This window comes from Neobacillus sp. Fa239 (assembly GCF_055395235.1).
Genome location: NZ_AP041611.1, coordinates 2,314,443 through 2,332,461, shown reverse-complemented (window position 1 = coordinate 2,332,461; position 18,019 = coordinate 2,314,443). Strand labels below are relative to the sequence as shown.

Below are 18,019 nucleotides of genomic sequence, written 5' to 3'. Positions count from 1 at the left end.
CATCTAGATGAAATTCGTTTTCTCGAATAAACGGGAAAACATACGAGATAAGAAAAGCATCCTATAAGAATAGGACGCTTCAAAATGAGTTTCCTATTCTTTTTCCATTAGCCATTCAATTTCACGTTGCATTTCCTCACTATAATCCTTGCACATCGATAATGACCTTATAGCTGCTTTTGTCACAACATGCCCGTGTGATTTTAAATATTGAGCTGCCCATCGGACGCATTTAATATTGTAACTTCTTTTATCGTCGACCAAGGTTTGAATATATTCTTTGGTTTTCGGAAGCAGATGTAAATGATTTCGAAAAAGACGTTTTTCTCCAATTGCATCACAAAGGGTTTCCCGATAGATCCTCACGGGTCTTGTATCGCTGAAGGTAGAAAGATCAAGCGCCACCCTCTTTATTTTTTCCAAAATTTCTTCATCTTTCTTTTCCCAATCTTTCACGATGACACGCTTCTTTTTACGCCCTTGCTGAAGCCCCTTCGTCCAGGTTAATCCGAATTCATTTAACTTTTTTTTAATAAAGGTAGGTGATACGCCAAATTTCTCGGAAAGTCGGGTTAGACTCATATGTTTAGCCTTCTCTTTTAATTCATTTTCCCACACATGCCCGTATGCGATGATACTTGTATATCGAAAGCGATCCGCTTCAGATACATCGGGACCCCTTCGATTGTAAATAAAACCACACGTACATTCAAATTGACCATAAATTCTACTTCTAGCTGCGTTTTGAACTTTCCGAAACTCTTGAATGACAGCCTGCTGATAAAACTCGCAAACCGGATTAAAGCATAACCACGGTCCGTCACCAAACGGTTGATTAAACTGTTCGGGGATTTCAACAGTTAAAAACCTTTCAAATGAATATCCTAAAAAATGAATGAGGAGCAAATGTCGGACTGGATGATTCCCACTCAATGATTTCTTTAATAGATGAGATAACCAAAAGGATTTTTTCGCCCGGTAATGGATTTCGCATTCTAAAAGACCCAACACTTCGTTTGAGTAAAAATGATTCATCCGTTTCGATAGTTCACTCAAATTCACCTGGTTATTTAAGGTGACCAAATTTTTTTCGCTAAGCAAATAAAAATATGCCGTCTCAAACCATTCTTTTGGCTTTGGTTCTAATTTGGATCGAATGATCCTTTCAATTTGTTTAGCAAGTTTAACCATCAAGGGGTGGATGTCCTCCGGAAAACGTTCTTGTGCATGTGATGGACAATTTTCTTCATCGGCATGAAAAAGGTGCCGGCTTCTTCCTTCCGTCGAGATGGTGCTGTCCAATAATTTAATATGGTGCCAAGGGCAAACCAATACTCCAGGCGCTTGATGGGTCCTTTTCCAGTAGGTTTCTCCGTTTTGATTCATGCTTTCTTCCTTGCACAAAGGGCAATAACGTAGGAATTTGGGTAATAATATAAAACCATTTGTTGCACTAACCAAAGCATGTTGACTTTCCTTGTATTCCAACATCGTATGATACAGCCTTTTTGCTCTTTCAATCGGCGTAAACGGAGCATAAAAAGGGTACAGTGTATGATGGTAAATCCAATCATCTGCTGTCATGTCCCATTGTGGTGGAAGATTGTCGATGAAGATATTCATATTCGTTGGCAGGTCATAAGAGATATGTGTTTCTCCATTATTAAAAACATCAGCTGCGGTTTGGAAAAATGATTTGTTACCAGAACGAACATGGTACCGGGCGATGACACTGTATAACAGCTCGTCCGGATAAGGGGCAGGAAAATTAAACAGCATCTTCTTTCTCCTTTCCATCGAAGATTACCATTTTCATTGTGCTTTCTCATATGCTGTTTTTTGTCATTTATTAAATTCCATACAAATTTATTCCGCCTAATGGTGAATCAGTCTTATTTTTCAAATAAAAAACGCCCTATTCCACTTGATGGCTGCCCAGGCAAAGCAGCTTCCTCGACCTGACCCGCGCAGGATAATGAAAAATCCTACAAACAAGTTATCCATGGTAAAATAAAGATAAGATTGTGTAACGATGTTCTTCAACTAAGTGGGCAGTTTAGCTGAAGAAGGAAAAACGTTATATTTTGTAGAATCAAAGAAACATAGTTAAAACATTATAAGGACAAGTGGGTGCGATATGTCGGATATTGAAAAAGTAGATGAACTGTTACAATCGTTAATTAAAGAAATGCCAACTTTAAATAACGGGTATAACATAATTGAAAAGTATGCAAAAAGTATTGATAATACAGCAGATTTAAATGATTATAGAAACCAATTAACTGATAGCTATAAACAATTTGAGGATTGGCTTAACGAATTATTTGAACAAGAGAAAGTACAAGATGATATTCTTGCCTTTAATTTTGGTCTTTTTGAAAGTGAAGAAGGTATTCAACTTTATATTACAGGTTCATCGGAATGGGAAGTTGATGATGAGGATTGGGCAAGTAATAATGATTATTTCCCTGAAGGTAGATACCCAAATATAACCCTATATAATGATTTGTATGATTTTTGGGCAGATAAGTTTTATTTAGGATTATTTCTAACGATTTCATCAACCATCACTTTTGCAAATACATATTTGCTTTCTTACCCTTCAAGATTCCCTAAAGAAGTTGTATTTGCAACAGGTTTTGATGATGGGGATTTATATAATTTCTCCAAAAAGACTGATGAAAAAGTAACGTGTTTGTTCAATTAATTAGGTGCTTTAGTGAAAGATGGGACTGCTGGTGCGGCTCTTTTCTTTGTTCTAAAACGAAGAGTTTAGTTTTATTAAGAAATACAAGAGTATGTTTGGTGGTGGAATTCTAATGAAGTATTATAAATTAATGATGGATTATAATGGAACTAAAAAAGAAGATATGGTGTGTTATGTAGAAGAAGGTTTCCCTGAGAAGTATGGCATAGATGAATATGCCATTTACGACGGTAAATTATTTGATGAGTGGTGTGGGGATTTAACGTTTTATTATAATCCATTAGAAGGTAGCATTCCAAACGACTACTTGGCAACAGACATAGGCTGGTTAATAGTTTCTAATCGTTGCAGAAAGATTTTAGACGAAATGGATGTTAATAATGTTCAATACTTACCTATAAAAATAAAAAGCCTAGCTGATAAGAGTGAAATAAAAGGCTACAGTGTAATCAATATAATTGGACAAGTTGAAGCTCTTAACCTAGATTCATCTGTTTATAGTTATTTTAATTTAGATGATAAAAAAATATTAAACGTAATAAAGTATGGCTTAAATAAAGATCCTATAAAGAATTTACATATCTTTCGTTTAAAGGAAAGTAAGTTCTCAGTCTTTGTATCAGAAGATGTTAAAAAAGCATTTAAAGCAAAAAAAATCAATGGATTTGATTTTCTCCAAGTCCGTGTAGTATGAAAACTATATACGAGTACCTTCTTCAACTAACAGGTAGCGTTAGTTGAACAACAGAAAATTAAATTTTTTGAAGACAGCCAGATTTATTCTGACTGTCTTTTTTATTCAAAAAATCAACATACTTCTTTTGTAGCACCATTAACGACCGTTTTCATTCAATGGTCAAGTAGTTGTTCCATCTCCTTTTTCATTTCCTCGCTGAAATCAGCGCACTTTGACAAGGACCTTATTGCCGTCCTTGTCAGCACATGACCATGTGAGGTTAAATAATGAACCGCCCAGTGAAGGCATTTCAGTTGATAACTTATTGTATTATCCTTCAATACCAAGGTATACTCTTTCGTTTTCGGCAGCCGATTTAAATTATTTAGCAAATGATGCCGTTCTCCAATCAAATCACCGAGGGTGGAAAGCGAAAGTTTCACCGGTCGGGTATCGCTGAACATAAACTGGCGGCATGCCGCTTCCATTGCTTTTTCAAGAAGTTCGGAATCTTTCTTTTTCCAATCCGAGACTTTGACCGGTTTCTTCCTATTAATATAGCTTTGTTTTTTCCCCCTGTTCATGCCGAATTCCGCCAATTTTTTGTCAATGGTCTCAGCAGACACGCCAAACATGGTAGAAAGCTGTTTTAGGTTTTGATGGTGAACCTTTTCCTTCAGCGCATTCTCCCAAACTGGACCATAGGCGATCACCCGTGTGTATTGATCGTGATCCGATTCGCTGATATCGGGACCTCTTCGGTTGTACGTAAAGCCGCAAGTGCATTCAAATACGCCGAGTGGTCGGTCAGTTGTTTGGCATTTTCCTATCTGAACCGCATGAATGACGGGCTTCCGGTAAAATTCACAAACCGGATTCAAACACATCCACGGTCCATTTCCGAAAGGCTGGTTAAACACTTCTGGGATGTCCAAATCCAAAAACCTTTTGAGTGTAAACCCTAAAAAATGAATGAGAAGCAAATGCCGGACCGGGTGATGGCAATTCATTGTCTTTTTTAACATGGCGGAAAGCCAGTAATGATTACTGTTTGGAATGTAGGCAAAGTTTGACTCTAACGTTTCCAACAGATCCTCACCATAAAAGGCTTTTAGCTTCTTCGTTAGTTCATACAAGTTCAAACGATGATCGGTTTTGACCAACTTTTGCTGGCTGAGCAAATAAAGATATGCCGTTTCAAACCATGTATCGGGCTTTGGTTCCAGCCGTTGTTGAAGGAATGTATCAATTTGTTCTGCCAAGTGAACTAACACTTCATGAATCTTGGCAGGGAATCGTTCTTGGAAATGATCCGGACAATTCTTTTGATCAGCGGCGATAAACTCCCGGCTTTTTCCTTGGATGTGAACGGTGCTGTCGAGCAATGGAATGCGATGTTTCGGACACACGAAAACACCCGGCGCTTGGTGGGTCCTTTTCCAATAGGTTTCACCGTACTTTGCCTCGTTTTCTTCGTGACACAACGGGCAAAAGCGAAGAAAACCGGGGCGCAAAATGAAATGACCGTTATGTCCGATAATATTATGCTGCTGTTCCTGGTATTCCAGCATGGTCTGAAAAAGTCTTTCCGCCCTTTCTTTTGGTAGAAACGGAGCATAATAAGGATACATGGTGTGTTGATGGATCCAATCATCCGCTGTCATGTCCCATTGGGGCGGAAGATTTTGAACAAAGGCGTGAATATGGGTTGGCAGGTCGTGTACCGCTCTTGCTTCCTGGTTGCCAAAAACCTCTTTTTTCGTTTGTTCGAATGATTTGTTACCGGAACGGATATGGTACCTGGCAATGACGCTGTACAGCAATTCATCTGGATAGGGGGTTGGAAAGTTGAAAAGCAAACGCATCTTCCTTTACATGGTGAATTCTAAAGCTGGATGACAGATGATCGCTTCTCCTTTTAACGATTCATACGCGTTTAGCCCCGATTCCTTCCCGTTTTTCACCAATAAGCGCATATCATCCGCGCTGTATTCTTTTTCTTTTTTCTTTGCGGCAGGGTTCTTTTTTTGTTCCGGCTGCTGGTTAGATGCCAATGCGAGTGCGACGGCTTCTCGCTTCAAATCGGATAGTTCGGCATCGGACCCTAAATTTTTGACGGCTTCTCCTGCACAAAATTTGGCTAAGCTCGGTTTGATAAATTGCAAATCAAGCAGACTTAGAACCAATGTTTCCGTTACACTTCTTATTTGTTCTTTTTCTATCTGTTTATCTGCTTGTTCATGGAGCCTCATCTGCTCTTCCATCTCGGCATTTGCAATCGCTTCTTCAATATAAGCTTGGATATTGACCGGTCGTAGATCTTCATATTTGGCAAACCTCTTATAAGAGCCTGACCTCAGTGCCTTAATCATCGGTTGGACGAGAGAAAGGTCCGTTTTGGCAACTTTTCGGATTAAACTTGCAGTTACTTGCTCTTTCTTGGACGTAATGGCTTTGACTTGAGCCATCACGAAAAGTTTCACAGCGATGTCTACAATCCCCTGACTTTCATCATAAAGAACGTCGCTAAGCTCCTCGGTGAATTCCAGGTTTTTACGGGTCCAGTTGTATTGAAACATGCCCTTTAACAAAAGCTCCCATCGTTTGTCTTTTTTCATTCGGTCCCATTCAACCGTTCCTTGATCACCCGTTCCCCTTCTTGCCTCACGAAACTTTGTTTGGAGAACGGTAAGTGCTGTCGGCGTTCCAATCAAAATGATGGGAATTCCCACCTCGTTATACAGGCTGACGAAAAAGTTGATCATCCGATTGGAATTTACTCCCTTTGCTGTGGTCAAATTCTGTATTTCATCGATAATCAATGCGCCGATACAATAACTTCTTGCGACTTGTGCCATTTGAGCCACCATCTTGTTTTCGGAATTATGAGTATCCCCAAACTTTTTACTGTAATTGGATCCCATAATTTCATCGACTGCGTTAAAAAATTTGATACAAACCCCTTTTATTGATGTCCCGTCATGAGGGCATTCTACCCGCAAATAGGTGATTTGATGGAACGGAAACCGTTTGCCCTTGTATTTTTTATGAACAATGACTTGCGGATACATGCGTAACGTGTGTTTAATTGCCGTCGTTTTCCCGATTCCGGATACACCGATAATAGAGAGTCCGGAAGCGCTTTTGCTTACGGTACTTTTATGATCAAGCAAATACTCATTATTTTTAATGATGTCATGACCTTCTTTTAAATCAATGGCGAACTCTGGACGAAAGGGGTTTCGGCTAATATAACCCTGTCGAACAGTTCTTGAGAATTTCGCTTCTATTTCAAGATGCTTTTCAATCGGCTGAAAGTATCTAAGTAATCTCTGAATACAATGCAAACGATAATGGGCTTCTAATTCCCTTTCACCCGGATTATAATCCGGGTAGTAGGTCAGCTTTTCCATCGCTTCCGCTCGCGAGTAAATCGGCGGCAGTGCTTCAATTAAGGGGTTGCCGACATAGTCCGGAATCACTTGTTCAATATAAATGGCATCATAGTGTTTTACATTATTCATTTATCGCTCTCCTTTGTGAAATTTTCCTCCTGCTTTTTAAGCAGCAAGTCAATGTCATCTAGAAATTCGTCATCCTCATCCAGCTCTTCCCTTATTGGAACGACCTTTGGCTTGCTACTGTTTTCCTCAGGCTGGGATTCCTTTTTACCCAATTCAAACGCTTCAGTTTTCTGATTTGCCATTTTATCAATTTCCCTGTTTGGTCGGATGCCATTAATTCTTTCCTGCTTGCTTAAGGTAGGGTCATGACTTTCCTTCCATTCAGCCTCGGCTTCATTCACAATATTTTCGATTTCCGTGATTAAATCGATTTTTCCTTGAAGCGAAGTGGTTTCTGCTGCAAGCTTTTTTTCCAATTCTTCATGTCCAAGAAGGTATTCGATCTCATCGCTTGTTTTGTCGAGGTACCGGTCTTGTGACTCAAGCAAATCACATGGTTCAAAACTCATACCATCCTCGCTTGGGATATAGATGAAGTTCATGTTTCTTGGATCATAGGAAATATCCACCTTCCAAGTTCCATTTCTCGCTTTTTCAAACCACATTTCCTTTAATGCTAAGTCACAACCATAATACATATTTTTGAATTTGATGCCCCTGTAAGTAACTGTTGCTTTACCTGTTGGCATTAAATTTAATTTCAAGATGTCTTCAGGATACCATCGAAGTGCACCCATACGTCTTTTCATTCCCCAATTCCAAAGTTCTCTTGGATATAGCGGAACTTCCGCTTTAATCATCGTTACGTCTGGTTCATAATGCTTTAGCCAGTGGTAATTGTTATGATATAGTGCACACTTGATAATGATTTGCGTGAATTGATAGATGTTTAATTTCGCATCCAAACGGTAATCCTTCCCCCCCCTCACCCTGAAGTCTTTATCGATAAATCCTGGTAAGAATGGTTTCACCTTTAAGTTCGTCGTACGGAAATGTTGTTCCACAATCCCCTTCCAATCTGCGCGGAATGCAGGGGGGTGCTCCACTTTGACATGAAAATTGTTCATTAATGTATCAATCATGGTACTTTCTGCTTCACCATGGTCTCCTAATAGCACTTCTGGGAGATGCTGACATTCCCATTCTTCTGGTTGAATATGGATTCCATATTCTTTGCAGAATTTTACTTTATCACTCCCTGTATTCAAAAGCGCCATCATCATACCAATCCAAGAAGGTCCTTCAAGTCCAACATAAATTCCCGCGATCATACGGCTGAAAACATCAATTACCGCATAAATGACAGGTCGACCGATAATCCAATTTTTGTTAAATCGTGAAACCAGGTATACGTCACCAACTGTGGCGTCAATATGAAACCTTGAACCAGGTCCAAACACTTCTTTGGTCGAGGAACCCAAAACGGCACGGTGCTGTAAATCAAATTTCCTTCTTCCTTTTCTTTTGACCGTACGATCCACGATGTTAGTTTCTTTCTGAAGCCAATATTTAAATTGGCGGATGGTTGGTCTTTCTTCGGAAGGAATCGAAATAATTTTCTTTTCCCTCCCTTCAAATTGATAGTCCTCAGTGTAGAAGTCCTTGATCATTAATTCATAAACAGTGGTGAGCGGCATTTCTTTTTCATTCAAATCATACTTCTTTATAGCCGTTCGAAATATTTTCAGTGTTTCTTCATCTACATTGACTCCATCACCAATAACGTGTCTGTCCTTTCTTGGTCTGCCGATTTTTTTCTCACCTAATGTCTTGGATTTCCCCTTCCCTCCTGAGTCTTGATAATCCGGCAACAAAGCATTTTTTACTTTTCCTCTTTGCCAAAATTTTCGAAGCTGTTTATAAACATAGGTATGCGAAATTTTTTGATCTTGCAATTCTTTGATTATTTGTCCTCGCCCACGTTCAAAATATATATCTGGCTCCTTATCCGGTCCTGCAATTTTACTTATGAGTTCCCATGCTTTTTCGCGGAGCTCCTTTTTTTTAGAGGAAAGTTTGGACTCATCAACCGCGCTAAAAAAAGGGTCATGGCTTGATTTGATCGCTGTTTTGTTCTCCAGTTCTTCCATTAAATCTTTCATCTTCCACATACGTGGAAGTGCTTTTTTATCAAAAAGGTCAATAGTAAAGGCGATGATTTCATCAAACCATAAAATTCTTTCAGGAACCTCGGCACCATCTTCCCTTTTAAAAACAATAACGTCTTTAATTGCAATATTCATCCTATTCGCCGATTCCTTTTATTCTCGTCCTTGATTTTAATGATGACTTCAGCTGCCGACTTCATGACATCAAAGCGTTCTTCCATGTTAATTCTAACTTCTTTTTTTGCAATCAAATGTCTAAACAACAGAAGAGAAATTCTGGAGCCGTTCCCTATTTCGCGGTCACATTTATCTAAAATCAATTGAACTGGTTCATCCGTTCCATTTAATTGATTTTTTAACATTTGTATGGCTAAAGGAACATCGATGTTTTTTAATACATGAAAGTCGTTTAACCAGTATGCCGAATGTATCCATGCCATATTAAATGCAAATGCTTTGGACAATTCCTTCTCTGTCACAATCCCCCAGCTCACTCCGTGCTCTTGCCAGAATGTACGTTCAATTTCAAACTTTTCAATCACTCTTGGCTTTTCAAGTTCAGATGACGGTTTAACAGTTCTGGCGATTTCCGACCTCATTCCATTTTGTTCAATTGTGACAAGAAAGTCTGTGGTCATCATAAGTGGAGTTTTACTTTTTTGATCGATTGAATGTTTAATCCCTTTCTTTTCTGCAATTCGTAACGTTTCATCACGACTGATTGGAAACTGTTCACGTATATCGACCACATCGTCCGCCCACTCTAAATAAAAACAGTAGTTTTTCTCCATATCAGACAAGAATTGGTGAATCCGATTGGTTTTCCAGCCAACTCCCTGTGTATCCCGTCCTTTCGAAGAAACATCATGAATGGTGAGCCATGGCTTATAATCCGAAAGTTCTCCTTTTCCTCTTCCTTCTTTTAAATACTTTTGGATTTTTTTCTCATCCCAATCATACCTGTGTTTTGCCATATGAAAAAACCACTCTCCTTGGCTATTAAGCTATTACTTTTAATATGCGCCAGAAAAGTGATTATGATACGACTTTTTTTGTTGTGTCACAACTTTTTTTGTTATGACACGACTTTTTTTGTTATGTCACAACTTTTTTTGTCCTCAACATTTAGCCGAATATTCATCTTCCCGATATAGATTAAGATATTTATAAGTTGGCCGCATTATGTAGGCCACCCGGGCGAACCCTTCCTTCAGCAGCTTTTCTTGAACCGAATCACCATTGACAAACACATAGGCTAATAGACGGCCATAGGAATCCCTGGTGTTCCCCTCTTCAAACTCCAAGGTTAAAGGGCCCTCTTTCACCAACTCATCATTTCTATGAAAAGCTTCTTCTGCATAGGGCTGGACACACATTCCTGGCTTTTTCGATTCAGGGGTATCAACAAGTAAGTACCGAACGGTTTCTACATGACCGTTTATTCTCACTTTAATCGTATCCCCATCAATCGTTTCAACGAGCGATGCCGGAACCTGAACGGATGGAATGGCATCTGTATCTTGCTTATAGATTGGTGAAAATGGCAGGGCTAAAGCGGCTGCCGCTGTAATCATGGCTCCTCCTATGATTTTTTTAAGCATCCATTACCACTCCCTCCGACTCCAAACTTAGGAAACTCCCATATTCCTTGTTAAATCCGAGCTCAATCGTTCCGGTCGGTCCGTTTCGGTGCTTGGCAAGAATCACTTCCACTCTATCCCTTTGCTTGCAATCTCTTGTGTAGTAATCATCGCGATACAAAAAGGCAATCATGTCGGCATCCTGCTCGATTTGTCCGCTTTCTCGCAAATCGGAGAGGATCGGACGCTTGTCCTGTCGGCTTTCAACCCCGCGGCTTAGTTGAGATAGAGCAATGACGACCACATTTAATTCCCGGGCCATCGTTTTTAGGGCACGGCTGATTTCACTGATTTCCGCCTGACGGTTTTGTTTGTTTTTCATGTTGCCCTCGATTAGCTGCAAGTAGTCAATAACGACGAGCATGCGAAACGGTTCACCATACTCTCTCCTTAGTTTTCGAACATTGGACCAAATGTACGGGACATCCATTCCGGCCCGGTCAAAAATATGTAAATTCACCTTGGATAGCTTTCCGATTGTTTTGGTTAACTGCTCCCAATCTTCCTCTTCAAATTCTTTTTTTGGATTCTTCATTTTCAAACTATTAATTTTTCCTGTTGACCCTACCAGCCGTTTCACAAGCTGTTTTTTCGACATTTCCAATGAAAAAATCAGGCTGATATCGTGTTTGGCCGCATTTAGGGCGATATTGAGAGCAAAGGCGGTCTTCCCCACACCTGGCCTGGCACCAATAATCACCAAATCGGATTCCTGGAAACCGCCTGTCATTCGATCCAAGCTGGTAAAGCCGGAAGGAATACCGGCAAGTTCACTGTGTTCCTTTTCGCAATCGTGGAACAAAGTCTCGAGGGATGTTAGAATGTCACTTTGGTCTTCACCCGTTTGTTCGTCCTCAATCGCCATCAGGTCTAAGATTCCGTTACTTAATGTTTTACTGATTTCATCTTCGTAGGCATTCTCCATGATTTTACCAGCGACCTCAATCGCTTTTCTTTTTTGGTGGTACTCCTTGACGAGTTTTTCATAGAAAGAAAAATGGGCCGTCGTTGGTACATTGCCTGCCAATTGGCTAATATAACTAACTCCGCCCAACTCCTTAAGATTTTCGATTCCGATTTCATCCATAAGCGTGATGATGTCGATAGGCATTCCTTTCTCGTCAAGGCGGCGGATCGCGGTATAAAGCTTCCGTAAATGCCAAGAGTAGATCTGTTCCGGCTTAATGGTACACTCCTTAACCAATCCTCCCTCAAGAAAGAACGAGCCGATCAGTACTTCTTCGGCCTCCTTATTAAATGGGCCAAGCTCCTCCATGCTTCTCACCCCCTCATAATCCCTAATAGGTCTCTCATCTTCGCCAGTTCTCGCTGCACAACTTCCGGTCTGGCCGGGACGAGTCTTGCTGTAAAGATCCCCTTTGTTTCATTCGGGGACGGTACCACCTGCTTAGATTCGGATTTTTGGATCAGGTCGGCCACTTTTGGTGGAAAGGAACTTCCTGTTACATAAGCAAACAGATTTTCCTGAATCTCTTCTATCGAAAAATCCTTTAACACTTCATGCCAAAGGTTTAATTTTTCTTGATCAACGATAAACTGGTCATAGAAAACTTTGATTTTTTTCAGCAATTCAAACGTTTCGCGCTTAGTCATTTAGATCAAAATCCTCCTCCAGAATTGGTTTCCCGCTTGTTTTCTGGTTCAGATAGGATTCAAACTTTGGACCAAATAACGTTTCCGGTCTTAAGAATTTGCTCATACGCGGGTCTGACAGCCATTCGGAAGCCTTTTTATCGATCACTTTCTTAAAATCTTCAACGGTAAAGCCCTCACGCCATCTCGCTTGGATCAGGTCCTTTGTTTTTCGTGTTGTCGGTTTGTAGGATGCAAAGGTTGCTTGATTAAGGTGGGTGATGATCTCGACATAAAGGGGTTGATTCTCTGTTGTATTCTCTGAAGTACTCTCTGTTATTGCTTGGTTCAGACTTGCTTCCTCCACCGTCTCATCTACATCCATCGATGACTCATCTTGAGTCTCGGAGGATTCAAGTTGAATAGACTCCAATTCTTCTATTTGTTGGTAGTCAATCGTATACCATTTCGTTTTATCCATTTTCGTCGAATTCCAATTTCCCGAAATTAAATATCCTTGTTTCTCGAGGGAATGAATAGCCCGCTTGATGGTACTCTCTGACCAGAACGTGAATTGCTTCTTCCAATCCTTATAGGTGTTGAAAATCCACTTTCGACCTTCAATCAAATGATTGCTTTTCGAAACCCAATAATGAATTTGCTGCAAAATGATTGCCTCATTTAAACCAAGCCTTGCTGCGAGTGTCGGACTCACCATCAATGGGTTCTCATTAATAAGTAATTTGCTCATATGCTTATCCTCCTTTTACGCTTGCTGCTCGACGAATGACTGTTTTACTGATTGATCAATCGATCGTCTCACTGCTTTCACTATATAAATAGAAATCTAGATGGAAAAAGGACATGCTAGCTGCAAAATATTAAAAAAAAAACGAAACATTTGTGTCTTAGGTGCTTTCCTTTGATAGGCAGCATGCCTTTTTCGCTCCTGCTCGATTGTTAATTCTGACCGATTTTGTGATGGCTTTCCTTGCGTTTTCCTTTAAATTTATACTCTCCCTTTACTTCCACAATGGTGATCCCTTTTTTTCGTTCCACCATTAAGCTGTTCGGGTATTTTATATTCGTTGTGATTTTGTCTCTTAAACCCTCAGCCGTCCGTCGTTTTTCCCGAAAGGCTGATTCCTTCATTTCCAATTCAAAGGTGTGGCCATTGCTTAAGGTTATGAGTGTTCTTTTTAAGCCCTTTGGCAGGGTTTCGCGAATATGGTTCAGTACAAACCAGACACAATCCTTCTTCTTATAGGACTTCGTCGGAAACAGCCAAATATCCAATTCACCATTCATTTTAATCGGATACATCTTCCGGTTATCCCCAAGAAGATCTTTGGAACTGTCGAGTGCACCTTTTAGATTAGAACCGTATTGTTTTAATGATTCATCGATCAGCTTTTCAGGCGACATCGCGACTAGAAAGCTGTCGTCTCCTTCGATGACGAACGTATAGAATTCTCCATGTTCATAATAAACCCCATATAAGAGAATGGTTTTTCCGTTTATCAAATAAGTGGATTTGATTGTCATTGTTAGCCCTCCTTTAAATTTTTCATGATTGCTTTTTTTAAAATAAAGGGTATACTAACATAGTTGGTATACCCAACTAGCGAGAACCCATGGACGACGTCTGCCAGGACTTATCCGTCTATGGGTTTTTTAGTTTTTCCTTCACATCCGCCTCACCTCCTTATTTGCCCCAAGTGATTCTCTGCCTTGAATCATTTGACCACTATTGGAAATAAACCTCTCATCTGTAATCCATCACAAAAAACGATATCCTAGTCCCTAAATACTAGTAAAGTCTCATAAAATTCCATTTATTTGACTTCGACCTCATTATATCGTTTATGATTATTCTTGCAACCTCAGTGAATAAAGCGCTTGCATTCTCATTTACCTTTCTCAATAGGGTTAATTCTAAATAGTGGAAAGAAATATTGACAAAATTTATTTTATTAGTATAATATTTCAGTTTTTTTGAAATAACATGTTTTTTGGCGTAAAATCAGTCGAAAACAGCAGAAAAAAATAGAATTTTGGTAAAATATGATAGATTTATGAATTTTGATAATATTAGCTTTTTAGCCAAAAAAAGCATTAATCATTATTCAAAATTTAAAAAACGGAAGGTGAGCTCCACCTTCCGTTTGGATTACAAAATTTTTCTTAGAAATAAATGGTTAATTACTAAGTAGTGTTGGTATTGTCACAAACTCGTAGCCTTTTGCTCTCAACTGATCAATGATTTGAGGCAGAGCTTTCAATGTCCCATCCAGTTCTCCTGAACGCACTGCAGCGCAGTGTTGAAGAATGATTCCCCCCGGCGAAATGTCCTTCATTACATGTTGTAGAATAGCTGGAGCCGATGTTCCTTTAAAATCAAATGTGTCTACGGACCAGTCAATGATACGATACCCAAGCTCGTGGATCAGTATTACATCTTCGGCACTCACCTTTCCATAAGGTGGTCGAAACAAGTTGCTTTGCTTTCCCGTAATACGCTGAATCTGGTGAGCTGTTGAAACAATTTCTTTCGTCATCTTTTCGTTGGAAAGTGTATATAGTTTCGGATGATCCCAAGAGTGATTCCCAATCGCATGCCCTTCGCTAACGATACGTCTCGCCATATCTGGATAAAGTTTGACTTTCTTTCCTAGCATAAAAAAAGTTCCTGGTACTCCCTTTGCACGCAATATGTCTAAAATCCTTGGCGTATAGTAACGATCTGGTCCATCATCAAATGTGAGCGCCACTCGTTTCTGCTTAGGATTCCCCTTATAGATCACTACGCCTGGAAATTGATTGGAAAGGCTTTGCGCCTGCTGCCTATGCTGTGCTTTTGATAATCCGAGTTCGACATCGTTCCCACTTTTCAGTGACATTGATTCCTTTTTCTGTTCAGACGTACATCCAAAGAGAGAAGCCAAACAAAAGAGAAAACAGAATAAAAACGTAATAGTACCACGATTCATAAAATCACCTGTCCACAAAATTTATAATACCAATATAGTTTTTGTATTATTTGTTAAGATAATTCTTTCAACACACATATACAAAAACAAATAAGACTATATTCAGGTTAATGAATAAAGTAAAAAAGAGCATAGATTGCCGAATCCAATGCTCTTTTTATGAGATATACTACGATAAATATTTGCTGATTTATATGCATTTCCTTTTCATTAATAAATGACCGTAATCTTCATTCACCCTTTAAATTTTATTTTTTTGCTAAAAACTGAAAAATGGCCGAGAAGTCATGTTCGGCTAATCCTTGTTGTTTAGCTATCGCATAAATTTCCTTTGCGACATTGGCACTCAGTAATGGCATGTTTTGTTCATATGCTGTTTGGGATACAAGCTGTAAATCTTTTTGCATCAACTTTAACGGGAAATCAGCAGCGTAGTCGTTCTGAAGAATTTTATCCTTCTTCCCCTTCAATGCAGGAGCTGTTACAGGTAAGTTTAGAAGTGTTTCTACAACGGTTTCTTTTGCTAACCCAAGTGCCTCCCCGAGATTCACTGCTTCTGCGAAGGCTAACATTGATTGAGCTAGCATCAAATTAATCACTAGCTTAATGGATGTCCCCTTCCCTGTTTCCCCCTGATATAGGACTTGTTTCCCCATCGCTTCCAATATGGGCATTACTTCGTTTAGATCTTCCTGATTCCCGCCAACAAAGAAAACCAATTCTCCTTTTTCAGCTGGACCCCTTGTTCCTGACACAGGTGCATCCAAAAAGCGTATATGACGTTTTTCCGCCTCTAACGCCATTTTTTGTGTAAACCCGGGATCAACAGTACTGCAGTCAACCCAAAGACTGCCTTCTGTCAATTGATCCAAAAAACCATTTTCACCTAAAGCTACTTCTTCGACGGCTTTTGGAGTTGCGAGCATCGTAAAGATTATTTTTGACTGAGCAGCCACTTCCTTTGGTGAATCTGCCCATTTAGCCCCTTGTTGAAGGAGGTGATCCGCTTTTTGTTTTGTTCGGTTATAAATAACTAACTCCTGGCCGCTTTTAAGCAAGTTCCCAGCCATTCCGCTGCCCATGATTCCTAATCCTATAAATCCAATCAAACGAAACATCTCCTCTTCTTGTATAACCATATACATTTTATTTTAACTATCACTCAGAATGTATATTCGCAATATATAACATATTGTAAGTGTATCGAAGTTCACATTAAAGTTAATTGATTAATGACAAAAAAGAGTGGCTGTCACCCTTCATAGAGGTTTTTAAAGAAATAAGAGGAATGATTTTTAAAGGTTATGAAAATGTGGAAAGGTAACATTGAGGTATTAATTTGAGAAAGAGGATTAAGTAATGGTGGATTTATAAGCCCCTGGTTTGATAAATAAGCGGAGAAACCTCTCTTAATTTGGAAATAGCACTTAAAATAGCAAAAATAGACGGAGAGATTCCGCCTATTGACTCGAAAAACATGAAAATGGGGGATTTTCCGTTGCATAACCGGAAATCCTCCGTTTATTTACCCCGAAACGAGCTCCATTTTGCAAATAACTGAAAAATCTCCGCTTAAAATATCACTGGTTACTCAATTAAAGATAAGAATACTTATGTTTCTAAGCATTTTTATAAGGTAAATTGTCAATCAAATTGAGGTTAAATTTGTGGGGTATAACAGCCATTGTACCCCTACAATTGGGGGTGTATTTCCCTATTCCACCCAAATGGCTTTACACCAATAAAAAATGAGTGTCAATTTCATATACAAATTGGCACTCATTTTAACTTACATTTATCCCGTTAGAAAAATAGCATCCTTTTTAATTACATTGTGTAATATGACCAGTTATAAAAACCTATCCTCTCATTTATGGCTGTACCAAATAGGTTTTGTTATCAGCGATGGCAAACAGGGTATTGTTTTCCACCTTCATCACTTCGTTCTCCGGCAAAGAATAGGTTTTCTTTTTGGTCGAGTTATAATACATGTGGCTGTTGACCAAAAGAACGTTTCCATCCTTGGTAATCGCGACTTTGTCAGGATCCTCCGGGTGGGTCAAAGTGTTAACTTTCCTTTCTTTCCCTTTATTCATTACGTAAACGTCGATCACCTTTCCCTCACCATTCAATTCTCCGTAGTAAAACGAATCGTCATAAACGGCAAGCGGTACACTGTTGGACTTCACCATAGTGTCCATCATGTTTTCCCTTTTCCATATCGTATGGTTTTCGTTGCAGTAGAACAACTGGTTGACAGTCGAGAGCATCATCGGTCTTTCGATATAATTTTGATTCAGCGGGACGAGGGTAAACGTTCCATTTGTATCAAAATGATACATTCTCGTAATATGATCATTGCCGATTAGTGTATAAACATCGTTCGTATAAGGACTGTAGACAATCGATTTAAATGTGCTGGTATTGGTTACAGGGCTAAAGGTCATGATTGTCCTTTCAGGTTGGGAACCAATAGTATATGTTTTGAGCGTAAGGGAATTTTCTCCTGATTTATCTCCAATAAAAAGGGAATCGTTCCCAATCCATTTTAAATAGACGATTTGATATTCATCTGCTGTTGAATAGACATTTTCATGTGTTGTCATATTCATCACATGCAGTTCGTTATTTTCATTCACATATGCAGCTAATTGATGATTGTCGGAAATCGAGATGAGCTTAGCTTTTTCATTTGCAGCAAGCGTCATCTTTACGTTTTTCGTTTCTGGAGCGTTTTGCGCTGATGTGTTTTTATTTTCTAGAATACTATTGTAATGATATAAAACACCGAATTCCGCCCCTGTAATCAATAACAAGGCTAGTAAAAAATATTTCATTTCT

14 protein-coding genes and 1 pseudogene are annotated in these 18,019 nt (G+C 39.3%); 2 read left to right on the top strand and 13 right to left on the bottom strand.

Translation table 11 applies throughout. The annotated features are described in order from the left end of the window. Positions 1–93 precede the first annotated feature (93 nt). Positions 94–1,779 carry a TnsD family Tn7-like transposition protein gene (locus tag ACZ5XR_RS11110; protein WP_464501716.1) on the bottom strand — a complete coding sequence of 562 codons (1,686 nt, stop codon included), beginning with the start codon at positions 1,777–1,779 and terminating at the stop codon, positions 94–96. A 358-nt stretch (positions 1,780–2,137) separates the two neighbouring features. On the opposite strand from ACZ5XR_RS11110, the gene ACZ5XR_RS11105 reads away from it, so the two are divergent. Both ACZ5XR_RS11105 and ACZ5XR_RS11100 read left to right on the top strand, forming a co-directional pair. Then, positions 2,138–2,707 (top strand): hypothetical protein, encoded by a 570-nt coding sequence (locus tag ACZ5XR_RS11105; RefSeq protein ID WP_464501715.1) that lies wholly within the window; start codon positions 2,138–2,140, stop codon positions 2,705–2,707. A 112-nt stretch (positions 2,708–2,819) separates the two neighbouring features. After that, on the top strand, positions 2,820–3,401 hold the full coding sequence (locus tag ACZ5XR_RS11100) for an imm11 family protein (RefSeq protein WP_464501714.1): 582 nt from the start codon (positions 2,820–2,822) through the stop codon (positions 3,399–3,401). A gap of 155 nt (positions 3,402–3,556) precedes the next feature. Here ACZ5XR_RS11100 and ACZ5XR_RS11095 read toward each other — a convergent pair whose 3' ends face one another. From ACZ5XR_RS11095 to ACZ5XR_RS11040, 12 genes and pseudogenes are all read right to left on the bottom strand, one after another. Beyond that, entirely contained in the window at positions 3,557–5,242 is a 1,686-nt protein-coding gene (locus ACZ5XR_RS11095; protein WP_464501713.1) for a TnsD family Tn7-like transposition protein, read from the bottom strand. 12 nt (positions 5,243–5,254) lie between these two features. Beyond that, entirely contained in the window at positions 5,255–6,907 is a 1,653-nt protein-coding gene (locus tag ACZ5XR_RS11090; RefSeq protein ID WP_464501712.1) for an ATP-binding protein, read from the bottom strand. Then, positions 6,904–9,090 (bottom strand): Mu transposase C-terminal domain-containing protein, encoded by a 2,187-nt coding sequence (locus ACZ5XR_RS11085; protein ID WP_464501711.1) that lies wholly within the window; start codon positions 9,088–9,090, stop codon positions 6,904–6,906. Before ACZ5XR_RS11085 ends, ACZ5XR_RS11090 begins: the two co-directional genes overlap by 4 nt. After that, positions 9,087–9,929, bottom strand: a complete 843-nt coding sequence (locus ACZ5XR_RS11080; RefSeq protein WP_464501710.1) for a TnsA endonuclease N-terminal domain-containing protein — start codon at positions 9,927–9,929, stop codon at positions 9,087–9,089. The genes ACZ5XR_RS11085 and ACZ5XR_RS11080 overlap by 4 nt, the downstream gene beginning before the upstream one ends. Positions 9,930–10,079: 150 nt before the next feature. After that, a pseudogene (locus ACZ5XR_RS11075) lies at positions 10,080–10,448 on the bottom strand (thermonuclease family protein); the annotation flags it as partial. 100 nt (positions 10,449–10,548) lie between these two features. Next, positions 10,549–11,871, bottom strand: a complete 1,323-nt coding sequence (gene dnaB / locus ACZ5XR_RS11070) for a replicative DNA helicase (RefSeq protein ID WP_464501709.1) — start codon at positions 11,869–11,871, stop codon at positions 10,549–10,551. A 5-nt stretch (positions 11,872–11,876) separates the two neighbouring features. Next, complete coding sequence (locus tag ACZ5XR_RS11065; RefSeq protein ID WP_464501708.1) at positions 11,877–12,209, bottom strand: hypothetical protein; 333 nt, start codon at positions 12,207–12,209, stop codon at positions 11,877–11,879. Then, positions 12,202–12,939 (bottom strand): conserved phage C-terminal domain-containing protein, encoded by a 738-nt coding sequence (locus ACZ5XR_RS11060; protein WP_464501707.1) that lies wholly within the window; start codon positions 12,937–12,939, stop codon positions 12,202–12,204. Before ACZ5XR_RS11060 ends, ACZ5XR_RS11065 begins: the two co-directional genes overlap by 8 nt. 209 nt (positions 12,940–13,148) lie before the next feature. Continuing rightward, positions 13,149–13,733 (bottom strand): competence protein ComK, encoded by a 585-nt coding sequence (locus ACZ5XR_RS11055; protein ID WP_464501706.1) that lies wholly within the window; start codon positions 13,731–13,733, stop codon positions 13,149–13,151. A gap of 653 nt (positions 13,734–14,386) precedes the next feature. Then, positions 14,387–15,178, bottom strand: coding sequence for a polysaccharide deacetylase family protein (locus ACZ5XR_RS11050; protein WP_464501705.1), 792 nt, complete (start codon positions 15,176–15,178; stop codon positions 14,387–14,389). 248 nt (positions 15,179–15,426) lie between these two features. Beyond that, positions 15,427–16,287 carry an NAD(P)-dependent oxidoreductase gene (locus ACZ5XR_RS11045; protein ID WP_464501704.1) on the bottom strand — a complete coding sequence of 287 codons (861 nt, stop codon included), beginning with the start codon at positions 16,285–16,287 and terminating at the stop codon, positions 15,427–15,429. A gap of 762 nt (positions 16,288–17,049) precedes the next feature. Continuing rightward, positions 17,050–18,015 carry a hypothetical protein gene (locus ACZ5XR_RS11040; protein ID WP_464501703.1) on the bottom strand — a complete coding sequence of 322 codons (966 nt, stop codon included), beginning with the start codon at positions 18,013–18,015 and terminating at the stop codon, positions 17,050–17,052. Positions 18,016–18,019 lie beyond the last annotated feature (4 nt).

Excerpts from the sequence above, each read along its gene's own strand:
- ACZ5XR_RS11060 (WP_464501707.1), bottom strand. The coding sequence starts at position 12,939 with ATGAGCAAATTACTTATTAATGAGAACCCATTGATGGTGAGTCCGACA.
- ACZ5XR_RS11100 (WP_464501714.1), top strand. The coding sequence starts at position 2,820 with ATGAAGTATTATAAATTAATGATGGATTATAATGGAACTAAAAAAGAA.
- ACZ5XR_RS11085 (WP_464501711.1), bottom strand. The coding sequence starts at position 9,090 with ATGAATATTGCAATTAAAGACGTTATTGTTTTTAAAAGGGAAGATGGT.
- ACZ5XR_RS11050 (WP_464501705.1), bottom strand. The coding sequence starts at position 15,178 with ATGAATCGTGGTACTATTACGTTTTTATTCTGTTTTCTCTTTTGTTTG.
- ACZ5XR_RS11080 (WP_464501710.1), bottom strand. The coding sequence starts at position 9,929 with ATGGCAAAACACAGGTATGATTGGGATGAGAAAAAAATCCAAAAGTAT.
- ACZ5XR_RS11105 (WP_464501715.1), top strand. The coding sequence starts at position 2,138 with ATGTCGGATATTGAAAAAGTAGATGAACTGTTACAATCGTTAATTAAA.
- dnaB (WP_464501709.1), bottom strand. The coding sequence starts at position 11,871 with ATGGAGGAGCTTGGCCCATTTAATAAGGAGGCCGAAGAAGTACTGATC.
- ACZ5XR_RS11055 (WP_464501706.1), bottom strand. The coding sequence starts at position 13,733 with ATGACAATCAAATCCACTTATTTGATAAACGGAAAAACCATTCTCTTA.
- ACZ5XR_RS11040 (WP_464501703.1), bottom strand. The coding sequence starts at position 18,015 with ATGAAATATTTTTTACTAGCCTTGTTATTGATTACAGGGGCGGAATTC.
- ACZ5XR_RS11090 (WP_464501712.1), bottom strand. The coding sequence starts at position 6,907 with ATGAATAATGTAAAACACTATGATGCCATTTATATTGAACAAGTGATT.
- ACZ5XR_RS11110 (WP_464501716.1), bottom strand. The coding sequence starts at position 1,779 with ATGCTGTTTAATTTTCCTGCCCCTTATCCGGACGAGCTGTTATACAGT.
- ACZ5XR_RS11065 (WP_464501708.1), bottom strand. The coding sequence starts at position 12,209 with ATGACTAAGCGCGAAACGTTTGAATTGCTGAAAAAAATCAAAGTTTTC.